The organism is Acetobacterium sp., assembly GCF_039830195.1.
Lineage (GTDB): Bacteria > Bacillota > Clostridia > Eubacteriales > Eubacteriaceae > Acetobacterium.
Genome location: NZ_JBDODG010000028.1, coordinates 21,008 through 37,807, shown reverse-complemented (window position 1 = coordinate 37,807; position 16,800 = coordinate 21,008). Strand labels below are relative to the sequence as shown.

Below are 16,800 nucleotides of genomic sequence, written 5' to 3'. Positions count from 1 at the left end.
GACCTTTTTCAGCGATGATGGCTTCAAAGGCAGTCTGTACCTTATGGGCGCCGGCAGCGATGCCACAGCTGCCTGATCCGATTATAATTTTCATGCGGTTACCTCCTGTGCGATCGCATCCGCAACGTTAGCTTCAGTGCTGGCGGCTTCTTTCAGCTCGGCCAGAATATTTGTCACCTTGTCTTTGGTCAACTGTCCATAGGTATCGTCGTTGATCATCATCACCGGGGATAAGCTGCAGCAGCCCAGACAGGCGACGTTGTTCAGGGTGAACAGACCATCGACAGTGGTTTCGCCTTCTTTGATCTCTAGGTAGTCCATCACGGCTTCTTCCACCAGTTTGGAGCCGTTGACGTGACAGGCGGTACCCTGGCACAGCATGATCAGATATTTCCCCACCGGTTCAAAGCGGAACTGGGTATAGAAGGTGGCAACTCCGTAAACCTTGGCAATGCTGGTGTGGGTTTCCAGGGCAATATGGCGCATCAGCTCAACCGATAAAAAACCGTAGAGCTCCTGGGCTTTCTGAAGGATCGTGATCAGACTTCCGGGAATGTCGGCGTAGTGGTCCAGTACCGGTTTCAGTTCCTCAAAGGGATTGGTTTGGTTTCCCTGACAGCCGCAGCCACAGTCGTGGACATGCTCATGGTGATGTTTGTGGGTTTCATGACTCATATGTTAAAACTCCTTTCAATTTTGGCTGTTTTATTATTTCTAAAATTTATAGTCTCCATAATTATACACTTTTTGGTATAGAAAAAATTGTATATTTGTTCATAATTTAAGTAAAAAAACGAAAAATTAAAAGCACCGTAACGGTTACGAACCGCTGAAATCCATTCCAGCGGTTCGTCCAATATATTGTTCTTAATTGTTTGAAAATTATTAATGGGATAGAATTCTCCCACCCCGTTGTAAACCAGTATCTCCCGATCGGACAAATTCTAGTATACCATAGGGTTCAACCATTTCAAAGAAGCCTTCAATTTTATAGCGGGTACCAGTAATTTCGATGACCAGACTTTCTCTCGATACATCGACTATATTGGCCCGAAACATATTTGCAATCTCAACAATCTGAGACCGGGTTGTATCGTCTGCCTTTACCTTGATAAAAACCAACTCTCGAATAATGGAATCATCTGGTTTCAGCTCAATAACCGTAATCACATCAATGAGTTTATTTAATTGTTTCTTTATTTGGGTCAAGATTTGATCGTCTCCGGTTACAGTGATGGTAATCCGCGAAAGCTCGGCATTCTCGGTGGTCCCTACTGTCAGGCTGTCAATATTATAACCGCGTCTCGCAAAGAGACCTGAAATGCGGCTCAATACACCAAAATTATTTTCTACCAATAATGATAAACAAGTTTTTTTCTCCATAATCACTCTCCCTAAATCCTTATGAAATCAGGATGAACCTGGCATTGAATCAAGGTCGGGCCCTGGTGTTTAATTGCTTCCGGGAGCACCTTGTTAAAGTCAGCGTTTTTGTCAACTTTATAACTTTTTATGCCATAGGCTTCGGCAAGTTTCATAAAATCAATATCGAAATTAATATCTGTTCCGCTGTAATGTCCTTTTCCATAGTTATCAAACTGCAACTGTCGTACCATTCCCAACTTGGTATTGGTAATCAGTATAATGTTGACATTCAGCTGATGCTCAGCAATCACTCCCAGCTCTCCCATACTCATCTGGAAACTGCCATCGCCGCAGACGATGAAAATCTCCTTGGGTTTATCCAAGGTTGCAAAAGCTGCGCCGCAGGCTGCCGGAATACTGTAACCCATGGTCCCCAACCCGCCGGAAGTATAATATCTTCGACTTTTAATAATCCGGTAATATAATGCCGACCAGATCTGATTCAAACCAACGTCACCGACAACAGTGGCATTATCAGCAGTCATCTCGGACATATCTTTGAATAAAACTTTTGGGTTGATCAGATCACTACAGGGAGGATCGGCATCATAAACCAGTGGGTTCTCGACGCGAATGGCTTCAATTTTAGCCAGCCAGTCAGCATGATCCGCGATGGTATCCTTTTGGATCAGCTCAGATAAAACAGTTTTGGCATCCCCAACAATTGGGATACTCGTTTCCATGTTTTTTCCAATTTCAGCCGGGTCGATATCAATATGGACAAAATCAGTATCTTTTTCGAATTTTGTTAAATGGGATGTAGCCCGATTGGACATCCGGGCGCCAATATTAATAATTAAATCGGCTCCATTCATCACCACATTAGAATATTTATAGCCATGACTGCCGACGATACCGCAATATAAAGGGTGATCTTCGGGAAAGGCACCAATCCCCATTAATGAAGTAATTACCGGAATATTGTTTTTTTCCGCAAAGGCAAGTAATTCCTTTCGCGCATTTCCAAGCACAACGCCGCCGCCGGCATAAACAACCGGTTTTACCGCTTCTTTTATCTTTTTGATAGCCCGCTTGATCTGTCCGCTATGACCATTCAAGTTTGGTTTATAACCCATAATGTCAACCTTGTCATAGGTCAGCCCGGTTTTGACATTTTCCAGTTGAACATCTCTGGGAATATCGATCAAAACTGGTCCCGGACGGCCAGTAGAAGCAATATGGAAGGCTTCTCTAATGATTCTGGGGATATCCGCCGCATTTTGAACCAAATAACTATGTTTTGTAAAGGGAGCGGTTGCACCGGTGATATCTGCCTCCTGGAAGGCATCCGTTCCGATAAGTGCCCGATCCACCTGGCCGGTAATGGCAACAATTGGAATTGAATCAAGGTAAGCGGTTGCAATACCGGTTACCAGATTGGTTGCTCCAGGTCCGGATGTTGCTAAACATACACCAACACGCCCAGATTCTCTGGCATATCCACTCGCATAATGCGGTGCTGTCTGCTCGTTTCGCACTAAAATATGTTTAATCGGAGATGTTCTAAATGCTTCATAGAGGGGCAACAGGGCACCTCCCGGATAACCAAACACAAACTCAACATTTTCTCGCTCGAGACATTTTAAAATTAATTTTGATGCTAACAGTGGAATCACTCCCTTTTTAAGTATTTCCGATTATCATATTAAAATTTACGCATTTTGTCAATGACTTTTTTCCTTCTTGAAGAAGAGTTTTTTGTAGGCAAGCACCGTGAAGCTAAATTAATTATTTTTATATATTGTCCATTTTCCCAGCAGCGGGGTTTTAACTGAGATTGCACCGACTGGACACATTTCCTGGCAGCAATAACAGCGAATGCAGCGATTGTAAAAATACAACGGGTACTTTCTCCGTTTCCGTTCAACAATACGGATGGCCTTTTTCTCAACCGGGCAGCTCTGTTCGCAGATCCCGCAGCCGATACATTTTTCTTTATCAACCACCGGTTTCTGTATAATAAAATCCTGAATCGGTTTTATTACTGAAAGCGTCGACGGTTCACCTTCACGCACGGGAATCCGGACTACGTCAAAATCCGGATTGTAAAATTTTTCGAAGGGCTCTCCTAAAATTTCAATGTTTTCTTCAGTCCAGTAACCCAGTTTCATTTCTTCACCATAGGTGATGGTTGGGACAAAGGCGGGATCCAGATTAATCATTCTGGCAAAGGTCGCATCCAGTGCAACCGGGTCATCCGATACCAGTAATACCTTCATTGGTACAGGTTTCCCCGATGCCGGACCGTTACCCTCCATCGCAACAATGCCATCCATAATAAATAACCTCAGTTTGGGGATGAGATAGCGGTTTAAATCAACTAACATTTTTGAAAAGCTTTGTACATTCGGATAATGAGCATGGGACATGCCCTTATTCAAGCCATAAACGCAGCCAAACTGGTTTTTTATGGCTCCGGTGATCCGGGTCAGGCCATGGGTTTTCATTTTTGAGAGACTGATAATCGCATCACTCTCTAACACACCCTGAGCGATTTCAAATTTCTTGGTTCCGATGCCCAGAAAAAAATCAATTGGCTGACCATGACTGAATTCTTGCAGGGGCATCTCATACTTAGCTGCTATGGCAGCGAGACCGCTTTCTTTGGCGGCTCCGGCGGGGGAGCCAAAACCAGGCGAGTCCCCATAGGAAAGGCGGTTGCAATCTGCTTCTTGCAGCAGTCGAATCATCGCTTCAAATACTGCCGGATGTGTAGTAATGCCTGCGTCTGGAGTTTTTCCTCTTAGTAAATTGGGTTTGAGTAAAATTCTCTCTTGCTCATTTACGAATTGTTCGATCCCGCCGAGAAGTTCGACAGCCGCTTTCAATTTCTCATAAACCAGTTCATTATCATAGGATTCACAACCCATAATAACAACACGTGATTTTTTATTTTCCATTTTTCTCGATGCCTCTTTCCGTTATTCTGATTTTTTTCTCTTTTAATAATTTACCCACAGCGCGTTTAAAAGAACTCTTACTCATATCAAATTCTTTTTTTATTACAAACGCATCTGTTTTATCATTATACGGTAAGAAACCTTGACTTTCGTTTAATTTAGTGAGAATAACAACAGCATCTTTGGGGATTTCTTTATAGGCTTTTTTATTGGGACTCAAAACTAACTTGCCGTCATTCCGGATTTCCGATACCCGGGCATGGATTTTTTCCCCGCAATGAATGTCTGAGTTTGCATCTTTGATCAGAATCAATCCGTGATACAGATTATCAATAGCTACGAAGGCACCAATCTCCGGATTGATCTGATAAACATATCCTTCAATCCAATCACCCAACTTGTAAGGCGCACCGACTTTCAGCAGCGGATAGATCTTCATCGTTGCGCATAAGCGATCACTTTTGTCAGTGTACAGATTAACCAGGTAATCCCGGCCTTTTTGAACCTTGACGGTTTGCTCATTGTATGGCAATAACAGATCTTTCTCCAGACCCCAATCCAGAAAGGCCCCAACCTTAGTAACATCTGCAACCTTTAGTGCTGCGAATTCGCCTACTTGAATTTTCGGTTCCCGGGTCGTCGATATCAGCCGGTCCTTAGAATCACGATAGATAAATACTTCGATTTGATCTCCAGCCCGGGAATTCTTTGGTACTTCTTTCTCTGGTAACAATACCACGTCAGTTGTATCAAATCCATCCGATAAATATGCGCCAATGGGTGTAATCCGTTCGATTGTCAGTGTTTGTACTTTTCCTATTTCCATCATTTTTTACCTCTTTTATTTTAGTAGCTAAGCATAAAAAAGGCCGTGTTCATCACACAACCCTTGGTTTACCAATTATTTCATGTTTTTTATTTCGCGTCGATTCTGTTCAATTTGATCATTCATTTCTTTTAACTGTATCTGAAAACTATATAGCAGCTTGTCAGCATAGTTTTGCGTTCCTGTTTTTAAAGCCTTCGCGCTCACGTTTGCGTTGCGCATAATCTCATTTGCATTGGCAGTGGCTGTTTTTGTGATTTCGTTCGTGTCAATTAATTCTCTCAGCCGTTTTTCCGCCTCTGCTTTAATGTGGTCAGCTTCACTTTGGGCGGCAAAAATGATTTTCTTCCGTTCTGCAACGATTTTTTTTGCTTCTGCCAGTTCTTCCGGCAGTGAATCTCTAATTTCATCTATAATCTCTATCACTTCTTCAGGATTTACTAACGCTTTAGATGAAAAGGGAAGCGTGTTTCCTTTTTCCACGACTTCTTCTAATTCTGCCAATAAGTCAAGTACCCTCATTTCATACATCCTTCCTCATACTTCTTTTGTATCGCTTTTTCAACGTTCTTTGGGAGAAAATCGGATACGTCTCCCTGATATTTAACAAGTTCTTTTACTAAGGTCGAGCTTAAATAAGAGTGCTTATTGCTCGTAATCATAAAAAATGTTTCAATCTCATTATCAAGATGCTTATTGGTTAATGCCATTTGAAACTCATATTCAAAATCCAAAAAAGCCCGAAGCCCCTTGACAATGATATTGGTATTTCTCATTCTGACATAATCGATCAGGAGTCCGTCGTAGAAATCAACCTCAACGTTTTCGATTCCAGAAAGAACATCCTTAATCAACTCCACACGTTCCTCACAGGTAAAAAGATAATTTTTGCTGCTGTTAACCATCACACAAACTATCACCTTATCAAATATTTTTGTTGCTCTTTCAATCATGTCAAGATGACCTTTTGTAATGGGATCAAAACTCCCGGGGTAAACTGCAATTTTCAAGCTCATAATTCTCCCTAGAATAATAACTAATTGTCGTGATACCGTATTTTTTTGACTTGTAACACGTTAATTTATTTTTTACTAATGGCATTATAACAGATTTTTCTGTTTCTATCACTAATTTTCCATTTTCAGAAAGAATTTCTTTTTCTGAGATCATTTCTAATAATTGATAAATCTCATCGACCTCACAATATGGAGGATCCATAAAGATAATATCACACCTTACCCTATTTTGTGCCAGCATTTCTACCCCGCTGCGGGCCGACTGGTTAAAGACCCGAACGCGGTTTTCATACCCCAGCAGACTGATATTTTTTTTGGTCGTTTGAATACTCTCCCTGGAAAGATCAAAAAAATATCCCAGCTCCACACCCCGGCTCAGTGCTTCCAGGCCCATGGCGCCCGTTCCCGAAAATAAGTCTACAAACACCGCTGCCGCTCTTACTTCATTCTGGAGGCTGTTGAAAATTGCCCCTTTAATTTTGTCAGCAGTTGGCCGGATCCTGTCGCCTGTTATGGTCACTAATTTTTTACCACGCTTTTCGCCGGCAATTATTCTCATTTTTCCTCCTAATTAAATGATATATCTTCGATATCGATATAAAATGATTTCAGTACCTCGTTCCGAAAGGACATCATCTCCTGATTTTGGGATTCAAAAATGACCTCGGCAATCTCTTTGGTTCGTTTAATCAAAGCTAGTTCTTCACTGGGATTGAGTAAGCCGAGTTTTGGCAAGCCATGCTGTTTAAAACCAAAATAATCGCCTGGCCCCCGTAATTTAAAATCTTCATCAGCTATCTTTCGTCCGTTACGATTGTTCACAATTACCTTCATCCGGGCCAGGGTATCCTCACTTTTAGAATTGGTAACTAGAAAACAATATGATTGATGATTTCCCCGTCCTACTCGACCGCGCAGCTGATGGAGCTGGGAAAGTCCAAATCGTTCGGCGCTGAGAATCACCATCGTGCTGACATTAGGCACGTCGATACCAACCTCAATAATACTGGTTGCCACCAGACAATCAATCTCACCCTGGTTGAATGCCTGGATGATTGATTCTTTAGCTTCGCTTTTCAGTCGTCCGTGGAGGCACGCCATCCGATATTTAGGATTAATTTTCTTTAGCAGTTCCAAATACACCGATTCCGTATCGCGAACCTCTTCCAGTTCTTCAGAAGCTTCTATAAATGGGCAAATCACAAAGGTCTGCCGACCTTTTGACATTTCCCCCTGGACAAATCCCAGTATTTTATACAGTGATGCTTCATTATAACAGTAGGTTTTAATCGGTTTTCGGCCTTTGGGCAGTTCATCGATATAGGAAACCGACAAATCCCCATAGAGGATCAACGCCAGTGTTCGGGGAATCGGTGTGGCACTCATAACCATGGTGTGGGGTTGGTTCCCCTTTGATGATAACTGACTCCGCTGCTTAACTCCAAAACGATGTTGTTCATCGGTGATCACCAGCCCCAGATTATAGTAATCCACCGACTGCTGAATCAGGGCATGGGTGCCGATGATCACCGACACCTGACCCTGCGCAACCCGCTCAAGAATCTCACGCTTTTCTTTCGCTCTCAGACTTCCGGTCACCACTTCCACGGCAATGCCGGTATTTTTTAACAGCTCATTAAAGCTGCGGCCATGTTGCTGAGCCAATATCTCGGTGGGGGCCATATAAGCTGTCTGATAGCCATTTTGCGCCATTAGACAGGCTGCGATCACCGCAATAACTGTTTTTCCGGAACCAACATCACCCTGAACTAACCGATTCATGACTTGGCCGCTTTTTAAATCGTCAATCATGTCGTCAATCACCGATCGCTGGCTGGCGGTCAGATCATAGGGCAAGCTGTCAATAAAGGGTTTGACCCCCGCAAACAGATTAATTTCAATATCCGAGTACCTTTTTTCCCGAGCCCCGGACATGATTCCCATGTTTATTTTCAGGGCTTCATTAAATTTGAGTCTTTCAATCCCCTGAATGACATCTTCTGCTTTTTGGGGAAAATGAATAACTTTTAAGGCACTTTTCATGTCAAGTAATTTTTCAGATATGCGGATCTCTTCCGGCATCGAATCCTGAACCTCCAGCTCACCCGCAAAAATCTGACTCAAGGTTTTTGGGATGATACTGCCGGGGATTCCCGGAACATTTCGGTACACTGGTGTCAGCTCAAAAAAATTGCCTGGATTACTGGCGATCACAAATTGTGGATTGGTGATCTTTGTTCCCCCATAGGCTTTTTTTACCTTGCCAAAAAAATAATAATCCTGATTCTCCTGGAAGGTCCCTTTTAAATAGGGTTGATTGAAAAAGACCGCTGACATTTTTTTTTCTTCCCAAAGCAGGGGCACCGTAAAAATCGAAAGATTTCCACGAACCCGATTGAGCCGGCCTTTATCTAAAACTGTGGCTTTTAGGGAAATTTCCTGATCCTCGGAATATTGCTCTGGTTTTCCAAAAACGCTGCGATCAATGTATTTTCTTGGATAATGAGACAATAGATTACCTACTGTTATAATCCCGGCTTTCGCCAGCGCTTCCCGCCGCTTGGGTCCAACCCCTTTTATTTTTTCCAGTGAATCTTCCCATTTCATGGTTTTTCCTCATCTATATCTTGTGAATAAATCTATATTTAACGCTACTCCACTGATACAATGTAATAATAAAGGGGCTGTCCGCCATAATGCATTTCCACATCACATTCATCAAAACTATCGGCCAGCTCCTCAGCCAGGGTATTGGCATCTTCTTCGGTGACATCTTGTCCGTAATAAACAGAGATCAGTTCGCTATCTTCATTTACCATATCGCTCAGCAGTTCTTCGGTAACATCTTTAATATTTTTTCCGGTAAACTTGATTTCTCCGCCAGTAATACCAATGACATTAGATTTCTTAATTTTCAAGCCATTGATTTTAGTGTCTCTGACAGCGTAGGTCACTTCCCCGGTTGCCACATGATTAATGGCTTCCGACATCGCTGATGCATTCTCTTCTGGCACTGTTTCCGGAGAAAATGCCAGCATCGCCGCAATACATTGAGGAATATTTTTGGAAGCGATGACGTGAACCTGTTTATCGGAGATTTCACTGGCTTGTTTAGCCGCCATAATAATATTGCTGTTGTTGGGGAAAATAAAAATAGTTTCCGCATTCAATTTGTCCACTTCATTCAAAAAATCCTGAGTGCTGGGGTTCATGGTCTGACCGCCCGAAATAACCCGGGTCACCCCAAGATCTTTAAACAGTTTCGTTAATCCATCTCCTGGAGAAACAGCGATAAAACCATAGGGTATCAGAGCCTCATCCGGTTTGCTGCCCTTGGACGAAAATTGCTCCCGCATATTGTCAATTTTGATGCGGATTAAACTCCCGAGACTGCCGGCCCGTTCCAATGCCAGACCAGGATTATCGGTGTGCAGATGGACCTTAACGATGGCATCATCTTTGACAACAACAACGCTGTCTCCAAGGGTGTCCAGATACGCTCTCAATTCAGCTTCATCCACTTCTGCGGCTTCCTGAATAATAAACTCAGTACAATAGCCAAAGGTAATATCTTCCGGTGTCATATGGGAGTCATCAACAAACTTGTCCAAATTACTTGGTTTAATCTCCAGTTCCACCCCTAATTCTTCATTTAAAAGCGCCTTTTGAGCACCTTCGACAATACAAATAAGGCCCTGTCCACCAGCATCAACCACGCCAGCTTCTTTTAATACCGGCAGCATCTCCGGGGTCTTTTCCAATGTGACCTTGCCGTGATGAATGACATCCGCAATGAAGCTCTCCAAGCTGTCATAATTGTTGTATTTCGCCATGGCAAACTCGCCCATTTCCCGGGCTACGGTAAGAATAGTCCCTTCGGTGGGTTTCATCACCGCTTTATAAGCCACGTCCGATGCCAACTTTAAAGCACCTGCCAAAGACGGGATATCCAGATCTTCCTGGGCTTTACAGCCTTCAGCAAACCCTCTCAGCAATTGCGAAAGAATTACGCCTGAATTCCCCCGGGCCCCAATCAAAGCGCCTGATGATGCCGATTTAGCCACACTGTAAACATTCAGTTTTTCAATCTTATCAAATTCTGAAACTGAATGACTAAAGGTAAGCGACATATTCGTCCCGGTGTCACCATCCGGTACTGGAAAAACATTGAGTTCGTCCACAATTCGTTTGTTGATTTCTAGATTTTTCGCCCCATAACGAAACATTTTTATGAGCATTTCACCGTCAATTGTCTGGGTTTTCATTCTGTCCTCCATTTATACACGCACGCTGACTACATTCACACTGATGCGCTTCACTTTTAATGATGTTTCTTTTTCCACCCGGTATTTTACATTGGATATGATATTTTCAGCAACAACTGAAATTTTTATCGCATATTCTACAATGACATAAAGATCAATCACTAATCGATCGTCTTCGATAATCACACCCACACCCTTATTGGCCTGATCACCTGAAAGAATCTCGATCAGACCGTCTTTTCCCCGTTTATGAGCCATTCCCACCAGGCCATAGCAATCCATAGCTGCGTTTCCGGCAATATCTGCAATTGCTTTTCGGGTAATATCAATATATCCTAACTCATTATTTACTTTCATCGAATTGCTCCTTTTATTTTTATTTCTCTATTTTACATAATAATTCCAGTTAAGTCAAAATTTCTATTGCTTTATTTTTTATTTTCATGATATAATACACCTTGTTTTATAAAAGGTAAGCGTAAGGGAGGTTATGTCATGGCTAAAGAATGTTTTGTATGTAAAAAAACCGTTGTTAGTGGCAACCAGGTTAGTCATTCAAATAAACACAATAAACGAGTTTGGAAACCCAATTTACAAAGAGTTAAAGTTGTAATTGAAGGTACACCACAACGAATTAGTGTTTGTACACGTTGTTTGAGATCCGGTAAAGTCGAAAGAGCTTAGTCTCTTTTATCTGCGGAACCATAGTTGAAGAGTCTTTAATCAGACTCTTTTTTCTTGTGTCACGACAAAATGCCAGGCGGGTATGCTACTCGTTTGGCAGCTGTCAGGCACCATTCTATAAAATCAGCCCCTCTGGTCTTTTGCTTTTGATCCATTCTTCTAATTTCTCTTCAATCTTCCGGAATAACCATCAGCAACATCCCCTTTTTAAAAGTGATACACTGTGTGTTTTCGTTTGTTACATTGCTGATACCATAAGGCTTGTCGATAGTCATTTGTCCTTCAGTAATCGGATACTCAAATCCTGTAATCGTCAACCCCTCCACTTCTCCGCCAATCGGCAATAAAGAAATAATCGTACCTATCGGGAAATTAAACTCTGTCGTTTTGCCAATTAGTCGTATGTGATTGTTTTCATTAACCATTTCAGCTTCTATGCCTGCATCCAGAAACCGTTTCAACAAATAGATGTTACCAAGACTATGGTCCATCCGGGAACCCAGGCCCCCAAGAATGATCACTTTATCAGCCCCGATTTTTATGGCATGGGTGATCGCCAGTTCAGTATCTGTTTGATCTTTTTTCGATGGATAAGTTTCAAATTCTATAGACTCAAAAAACGTCATGGTTTCAGCGGTAATTGAATCCATATCGCCTATTATAATATCTGGTTTGAGATTAAGATCTCTGGCGTGATTTGCTCCGCCATCAGCACAGACCAGATAGTCTGCATTAACTTCCTCCAAATACTCTTGATAGAATGCTTTATTCTTGTACTCACCATTTGTAAAAATAACCACCTTCATCGATACTGATCCTTTTTTATTTCATCCAGCAGGCTTAAATAGTGTTCGTAACGAACGGTACTGATTTCTCCGGCTGCAACTGATCTTTTTACGGCGCAACCTGGTTCTTCCTTATGAAGACAACTTTTAAAGCGGCACTCTCCGCGGGAAAATTCTGGGAAATACTCTCGCAATTCTTCCGGTTTTATCATTTCTGAAATCTGATACGATGAAAAGCCAGGGGTATCCAGTAAATAACCACCATTTTTGGTTTCCAGTAATTCTACATGTCGGGTCGTATGTTTCCCTCTTTTTAATTTCTGACTCAGAATGCCTGTCTCCATGGTTTGATCCGCACATAAATAGTTTGCCATGGTCGATTTGCCAACCCCCGACGGACCTGCCATAAAAGCCGTTTTACCGCCTATTTCCGCGATAATCTTATCCATCGTGTCAGTATCTTGCTTGCTGAAAAAAAACAGCTTATATGGGGTTTTTTCGTAGATCTCTTTAATCGCATTTTCCTCATCGGTGCTCGTTAAATCGCGCTTGGTAAAACACACAATCGGTTCAACATTTTGAATTTCGGAGCTGATTAAAAGCATATCCAGTAGCAATAAATTTGGTTTCGGATTTATCATTGAAAAAACAATAAGACCAATGTCAACATTGGCCACCGGCGGTCTTATAAAGATATTTTTTCGGGGCAGTATCGACTCGATCATCCATTCTCCAGGATTATCCGATTGAATCATCACTTCATCACCGACAGTGGGAATAATTTTCTGGTGTCTTAATACACCCCTTGCCTTACACTCCAGTGCATCATTGCCCCGGTCTGTCTTTACATAATAAAACCCACCAATCCCCTTGATAATTTTTCCCGAAACTTGTTCGTTTGATATCAATATTAAACCTCCTTGTTCAAATTTTTAGTTTCCGATACGATAATACCCTCGAAATTAAATACGGGCTTCTATAATCAATTGAAACATTGTTCCAGTCGAACCTTTCATGGAAATGTACGAATCGAATGCTTAATTGTTATATAAACCCGTAAATATCATTCCGAATAATTAATCAACCAGTATTTATACTCAAAAATCAATGTAACCAGTTCCAACGCTTGATCCATCAATAAACACTTCATATGTTTCTCGGCCAACGCCTTCGACGTTAACTGAAAATATATCGTCTGACATATTGGTGCCCTCATAAATCACCGTCTCAGTTTTATCAGCTGCGGTTAAAACAACCTTCACCTTGACTGATTTTGATGGATTTTTGTCAATATATTCGCTTAAATCAATGGTTAATTTCTGAGTTGACACTTTTCCACTGCTGACCACAATTGCCACTTCTGCACCTTTAGTAACCTGATTGCCGTCGGTAGGGGACTGTTTCATGACCATTCCTTTTGAGTAGTCAGAACTGGTCTCATAGGTTATCCCTCCCACTGTCAATCCGGCATTTGTGATCGTGCTTTTGGCATCAGCTTCAGTCTGACCAACAACACTTGGTACAGCGACCAGATCTTCACCCTTACTGACGTAAATGGTAACCTTAGTCCCCTCATTGGCCGTTGTATTACCGTTGGGATTCATTTGAAAGACAATATCTGCGTTATAGTTGCTGTTATACTCTCTCTTGATCTCACCAACCACAAAATTTGCGGTTTCAATAGCTTTGATAGCTTCAGTTTCACTTAATCCGATGACCGAGGGAACGGTTCCGGTTTTAACACCTTTGCTGACTGTTACTTTGACAGTTTTGCCACCTTGAAGTTCTTTTCCACTTTCCGGGTTTTGCGTAATGATCTGTCCCGCTTCAACATCAGCATTATAAACTTCTTTTTCAATTTCCAGAACCAGATCCAGTTTTTCCAGGGTGGTTTTTGCTTCCGCCGTTGTTTTACCTTTTATATCAGGCACTTCCACCGTCTTTCCTGAAAAGAATGCAAACGCCATAACGCCCATCGCCAGGATGGCCACAGCGGCAAAGACCGAAATAAGAATGATCTTGCGTTTCTTTTTTCTAGCAGCTGTTTCTTTCGGAGTTTCATAATAATATTCGTCATCATCCTCTTCTTCATCAGGACGAACCGTTGCGTGACTGCCGGTATTTTCAACATGAAAAAGGCCTTCACGAATAATGTGGGTATCATTACCCAGGTGATTTCCATCACCAGTAGCAAAACTCAGGTTTTCCAATACAGCTTCAAGGTCTTCCGTCAGTTCATCAGTATTCTGATAGCGCTCGTCCGGTTTTTTCTGAGTCAGTTTAACCACAATCTGATTAACCCGTTCCGGTATTTTGGGTTCCAGTAATTTGGGTGGAACAATCTCTTCCTGGATGTGTTTGATGGCGATCGTAACCGTGTTTTCTTCATCAAAGGGAAGCTTTCCGGTTAATAACTCATAATATAAAATCCCCAGCGAATAAAGATCTGAACGTTCATCCACAAATCCCCCCTTAGCCTGTTCCGGTGAAATATAGTGAACCGAACCCATGGTCTGATTGGTCATGGTAACAGTCGAGCTGGTAATCGCCCGGGCGATTCCAAAATCTGCCACTTTGGGGACCAAATCCCGGGTTAACAGAATATTATGGGGTTTAATGTCCCGATGAATAATTTTATTTTCGTGGGCACAACGCAATGCATTGGAGATATCCATTACAAACCGGGTCGCTTCGGTATAATCCAAACGCCCTTTTCGCATTAAATACTGTTTTAGCGTTATCCCATCAACATATTCCATGATGATGTAATAGATATTATCCTGGACGCCAACGTCATAAACGCCGACAATATTAGGATGTGATAAACAGGCAACCGCCTGGGATTCCCGATCAAATTTTTTAATAAACTGTTCATTTTCAGTATATTCTTCACGTAGCACTTTTACCGCCACATAACGATTCAGTTTTAAATCCCGAGCTTTATAAACATAGGCCATCCCGCCTCGTCCAATCAGCTCTACAATTTCATAACGTTTTCCCAATGTTCTACTGAGCATTTGGCACTCCTTCCAGAGGCTTGAATAGCACAACAGTTATATTGTCCTTGCCTCCGTTTATGTTTGCCAGATCGATGAGTTTTTTTGCTGCATCTTCCAGACTATTTTCCATAATAATGGTCTTCATATCCTGATCGCAAACCATATTAAAAAGGCCATCCGAACAGATTAGATAGATTGCTTCCGGATTGATCTCATAGCGATAAAAATCTACATTTACTGAATTATCAGTACCCAGCGCCCGGGTTATCACATTTTTTTGCGGATGTATCTCTGCTTCTTCCTGGGTTATTTTTCCTTCATCCACCAAAATCTGAACAAGTGAGTGGTCTTTTGTCAAGCGGATGATTTCATCAGCGGTAATACTATAAGTACGGCTGTCGCCGACATGACAAATACATAAATAATTCCCGTCAACGATACACATGGTCAGGGTGGTCGCCATGCCCAATCGTGCGGGTTCATCATCACCAATTTTTTTAAGTTCTAAATTAATAGATTTTACAAATGACATCATCTCTTCAGGATCAAAATAATTTCGAATCCCTGATAAATTATTTTTGATAAAATCCACCGCTGTTTTACTAGCTATTTCGCCACTGCGATGTCCTCCCAGTCCGTCAGCCACTGCAAAAACATAAGAAATACGATCAACGTTTTTTATGGTTGCTGCCAAGTAGGCGTCTTGATTTACCTTTCTCAGTGATCCAACGTTGGATCCATAGGCACATTTCATAAACTCACCTTATCCTCATATCTTTTTTTTCGAAGCTGACCACATGCCGCGTCAATTTCTCTTCCCATTTTGCGTCTCATCGTAACATTTATCCCGTTTTTTTCCAGCTCTCCCAGAAAATAACTCAAGCGGGGGCTCTCTTTATAAGGAGTTTCCTGGACCTCATTCAAGCCAATGAGATTCAAATGGTTTTGACTTCCCTTTAAAAGTTTGATCAATCCGGCTATATCTTCGTCACGATCATTATAACCGTCGATTAGCGCATATTCATAGGTAATTCGTCTTCCCGTCTTTTTAAAATAAGCTCTACAGGCATCCATCAACGACTCCAAATCATAGCGGTTTGCGATCGGCATTAACATTTTTCTGCGTTCTGAGAAAACAGAATGAAGCGATATGGCAAGGTTAATCTGCAGACTTTCTTCAGCTAATGCTTCGATTCCCGGGATGATTCCACAGGTGGAAAGACTGATTTTTCGCTGTCCGATTCCAAAGCCCGTATTGGCGATACGAATGAATTTGATCACTTCATCATAATTCTCTAGTGGTTCACCAATCCCCATAATCACAACATTTGAGATTCGCAGATTTTCTTCTTTTTCCGCTAAATATATTTGAGTCAATATTTCTCCGGCGCTTAAATCTCTGATTTTTCCACCACGGGTTGAGGCGCAAAACTTACACCCCATATTACATCCAACCTGTGTTGACACACACAACGAAGCGCCATGTTCGTAGTGCATTAACACAGCTTCAATGTATTGACCATCTTTCAGCTCAATTAAATATTTTTTAGTCCCATCATGATGATCTTCTTGTTTGGTTTCAATTCTTCCATGAAATAACTTATATTCATCAGACAATTTTTCTCTCAGACCACTAGAGAAATTGGTCATCTCACTGAATTTTTCACATCTTTTCTCGTACAGCCATTGATATAACTGTTTCCCACGATACCTGGCCTCACCAAGGTCTGCCATGAGTACCTCACATTCATTGATGTCTTTGCCAAAAATATTTTCCTTCATGTTTTACTCCTATACTATCAGAGAAGCATTACACTAAACGGGATGCTTTACATAGATTGCTCTATTATATCAAAATAATTGATCGAATTCAATTTTTTCAAAATTCTTTTTTCTCTGT

17 protein-coding genes are annotated in these 16,800 nt (G+C 41.7%); 1 reads left to right on the top strand and 16 read right to left on the bottom strand.

Annotation, left to right across the window (positions count from 1 at the left end):
- Nucleotides 1–90 precede the first annotated feature (90 nt).
- From nuoE to ABGU93_RS08460, 11 genes are all read right to left on the bottom strand, one after another.
- Entirely contained in the window at nt 91–675 is a 585-nt protein-coding gene (gene nuoE / locus ABGU93_RS08510; RefSeq protein WP_347413042.1) for an NADH-quinone oxidoreductase subunit NuoE, read from the bottom strand.
- A gap of 210 nt (nt 676–885) precedes the next feature.
- A complete protein-coding gene (gene ilvN, locus ABGU93_RS08505; protein WP_026395737.1) occupies nt 886–1,383 on the bottom strand; it encodes an acetolactate synthase small subunit in 498 nt (165 codons plus the stop codon).
- 11 nt (nt 1,384–1,394) lie between these two features.
- Nucleotides 1,395–3,041 carry a biosynthetic-type acetolactate synthase large subunit gene (ilvB, locus tag ABGU93_RS08500; RefSeq protein ID WP_347413041.1) on the bottom strand — a complete coding sequence of 549 codons (1,647 nt, stop codon included), beginning with the start codon at nt 3,039–3,041 and terminating at the stop codon, nt 1,395–1,397.
- Between the two features lie 108 nt (nt 3,042–3,149).
- Complete coding sequence (locus tag ABGU93_RS08495; RefSeq protein WP_347413040.1) at nt 3,150–4,325, bottom strand: DUF362 domain-containing protein; 1,176 nt, start codon at nt 4,323–4,325, stop codon at nt 3,150–3,152.
- Complete coding sequence (locus ABGU93_RS08490) at nt 4,315–5,154, bottom strand: S1-like domain-containing RNA-binding protein (RefSeq protein ID WP_347413039.1); 840 nt, start codon at nt 5,152–5,154, stop codon at nt 4,315–4,317. The genes ABGU93_RS08495 and ABGU93_RS08490 overlap by 11 nt, the downstream gene beginning before the upstream one ends.
- 72 nt (nt 5,155–5,226) lie before the next feature.
- Nucleotides 5,227–5,673 carry a hypothetical protein gene (locus ABGU93_RS08485; RefSeq protein WP_347413038.1) on the bottom strand — a complete coding sequence of 149 codons (447 nt, stop codon included), beginning with the start codon at nt 5,671–5,673 and terminating at the stop codon, nt 5,227–5,229.
- Nucleotides 5,670–6,161, bottom strand: a complete 492-nt coding sequence (gene coaD, locus ABGU93_RS08480; protein WP_347413037.1) for a pantetheine-phosphate adenylyltransferase — start codon at nt 6,159–6,161, stop codon at nt 5,670–5,672. Before coaD ends, ABGU93_RS08485 begins: the two co-directional genes overlap by 4 nt.
- The gene (gene rsmD, locus ABGU93_RS08475; RefSeq protein ID WP_347413036.1) at nt 6,130–6,726 is read right to left on the bottom strand and encodes a 16S rRNA (guanine(966)-N(2))-methyltransferase RsmD; all 597 of its coding nucleotides are present in this window, start codon (nt 6,724–6,726) and stop codon (nt 6,130–6,132) included. Before rsmD ends, coaD begins: the two co-directional genes overlap by 32 nt.
- A gap of 8 nt (nt 6,727–6,734) precedes the next feature.
- Nucleotides 6,735–8,774 carry an ATP-dependent DNA helicase RecG gene (gene recG, locus ABGU93_RS08470; protein WP_347413035.1) on the bottom strand — a complete coding sequence of 680 codons (2,040 nt, stop codon included), beginning with the start codon at nt 8,772–8,774 and terminating at the stop codon, nt 6,735–6,737.
- Between the two features lie 44 nt (nt 8,775–8,818).
- Nucleotides 8,819–10,432 (bottom strand): DAK2 domain-containing protein, encoded by a 1,614-nt coding sequence (locus tag ABGU93_RS08465; protein WP_347413034.1) that lies wholly within the window; start codon nt 10,430–10,432, stop codon nt 8,819–8,821.
- Between the two features lie 12 nt (nt 10,433–10,444).
- Nucleotides 10,445–10,789 (bottom strand): Asp23/Gls24 family envelope stress response protein, encoded by a 345-nt coding sequence (locus ABGU93_RS08460; protein WP_347413033.1) that lies wholly within the window; start codon nt 10,787–10,789, stop codon nt 10,445–10,447.
- Between the two features lie 138 nt (nt 10,790–10,927).
- Here ABGU93_RS08460 and rpmB point away from each other — a divergent pair, with 138 nt between their 5' ends.
- Nucleotides 10,928–11,116 carry a 50S ribosomal protein L28 gene (rpmB, locus tag ABGU93_RS08455; protein WP_084505041.1) on the top strand — a complete coding sequence of 63 codons (189 nt, stop codon included), beginning with the start codon at nt 10,928–10,930 and terminating at the stop codon, nt 11,114–11,116.
- 170 nt (nt 11,117–11,286) lie between these two features.
- On the opposite strand, the gene ABGU93_RS08450 is transcribed toward rpmB, so the two are convergent.
- The 5 genes from ABGU93_RS08450 to rlmN all read right to left on the bottom strand — a co-directional run bounded on the left by ABGU93_RS08450 (nt 11,287) and on the right by rlmN (nt 16,682).
- On the bottom strand, nt 11,287–11,922 hold the full coding sequence (locus tag ABGU93_RS08450) for a thiamine diphosphokinase (RefSeq protein ID WP_347413032.1): 636 nt from the start codon (nt 11,920–11,922) through the stop codon (nt 11,287–11,289).
- The gene (gene rsgA, locus ABGU93_RS08445; RefSeq protein WP_347413031.1) at nt 11,919–12,809 is read right to left on the bottom strand and encodes a ribosome small subunit-dependent GTPase A; all 891 of its coding nucleotides are present in this window, start codon (nt 12,807–12,809) and stop codon (nt 11,919–11,921) included. The genes ABGU93_RS08450 and rsgA overlap by 4 nt, the downstream gene beginning before the upstream one ends.
- 189 nt (nt 12,810–12,998) lie before the next feature.
- Nucleotides 12,999–14,918, bottom strand: coding sequence for a Stk1 family PASTA domain-containing Ser/Thr kinase (gene pknB, locus ABGU93_RS08440; RefSeq protein ID WP_347413030.1), 1,920 nt, complete (start codon nt 14,916–14,918; stop codon nt 12,999–13,001).
- On the bottom strand, nt 14,908–15,654 hold the full coding sequence (locus ABGU93_RS08435; RefSeq protein ID WP_347413029.1) for a Stp1/IreP family PP2C-type Ser/Thr phosphatase: 747 nt from the start codon (nt 15,652–15,654) through the stop codon (nt 14,908–14,910). The genes pknB and ABGU93_RS08435 overlap by 11 nt, the downstream gene beginning before the upstream one ends.
- Nucleotides 15,651–16,682, bottom strand: coding sequence for a 23S rRNA (adenine(2503)-C(2))-methyltransferase RlmN (rlmN, locus tag ABGU93_RS08430; protein WP_347413028.1), 1,032 nt, complete (start codon nt 16,680–16,682; stop codon nt 15,651–15,653). The genes ABGU93_RS08435 and rlmN overlap by 4 nt, the downstream gene beginning before the upstream one ends.
- Nucleotides 16,683–16,800 lie beyond the last annotated feature (118 nt).

Bases quoted from the DNA above. Each gene is read 5' to 3' on its own strand.
- nuoE (WP_347413042.1), bottom strand. From the start codon at position 675: ATGAGTCATGAAACCCACAAACATCACCATGAGCATGTCCACGACTGT.
- ilvN (WP_026395737.1), bottom strand. From the start codon at position 1,383: ATGGAGAAAAAAACTTGTTTATCATTATTGGTAGAAAATAATTTTGGT.
- ABGU93_RS08495 (WP_347413040.1), bottom strand. From the start codon at position 4,325: ATGGAAAATAAAAAATCACGTGTTGTTATTATGGGTTGTGAATCCTAT.
- ABGU93_RS08490 (WP_347413039.1), bottom strand. From the start codon at position 5,154: ATGATGGAAATAGGAAAAGTACAAACACTGACAATCGAACGGATTACA.
- ABGU93_RS08485 (WP_347413038.1), bottom strand. From the start codon at position 5,673: ATGAGGGTACTTGACTTATTGGCAGAATTAGAAGAAGTCGTGGAAAAA.
- rsmD (WP_347413036.1), bottom strand. From the start codon at position 6,726: ATGAGAATAATTGCCGGCGAAAAGCGTGGTAAAAAATTAGTGACCATA.
- recG (WP_347413035.1), bottom strand. From the start codon at position 8,774: ATGAAATGGGAAGATTCACTGGAAAAAATAAAAGGGGTTGGACCCAAG.
- ABGU93_RS08465 (WP_347413034.1), bottom strand. From the start codon at position 10,432: ATGAAAACCCAGACAATTGACGGTGAAATGCTCATAAAAATGTTTCGT.
- ABGU93_RS08460 (WP_347413033.1), bottom strand. From the start codon at position 10,789: ATGAAAGTAAATAATGAGTTAGGATATATTGATATTACCCGAAAAGCA.
- rpmB (WP_084505041.1), top strand. From the start codon at position 10,928: ATGGCTAAAGAATGTTTTGTATGTAAAAAAACCGTTGTTAGTGGCAAC.
- ABGU93_RS08450 (WP_347413032.1), bottom strand. From the start codon at position 11,922: ATGAAGGTGGTTATTTTTACAAATGGTGAGTACAAGAATAAAGCATTC.
- pknB (WP_347413030.1), bottom strand. From the start codon at position 14,918: ATGCTCAGTAGAACATTGGGAAAACGTTATGAAATTGTAGAGCTGATT.
- ABGU93_RS08435 (WP_347413029.1), bottom strand. From the start codon at position 15,654: ATGAAATGTGCCTATGGATCCAACGTTGGATCACTGAGAAAGGTAAAT.
- rlmN (WP_347413028.1), bottom strand. From the start codon at position 16,682: ATGAAGGAAAATATTTTTGGCAAAGACATCAATGAATGTGAGGTACTC.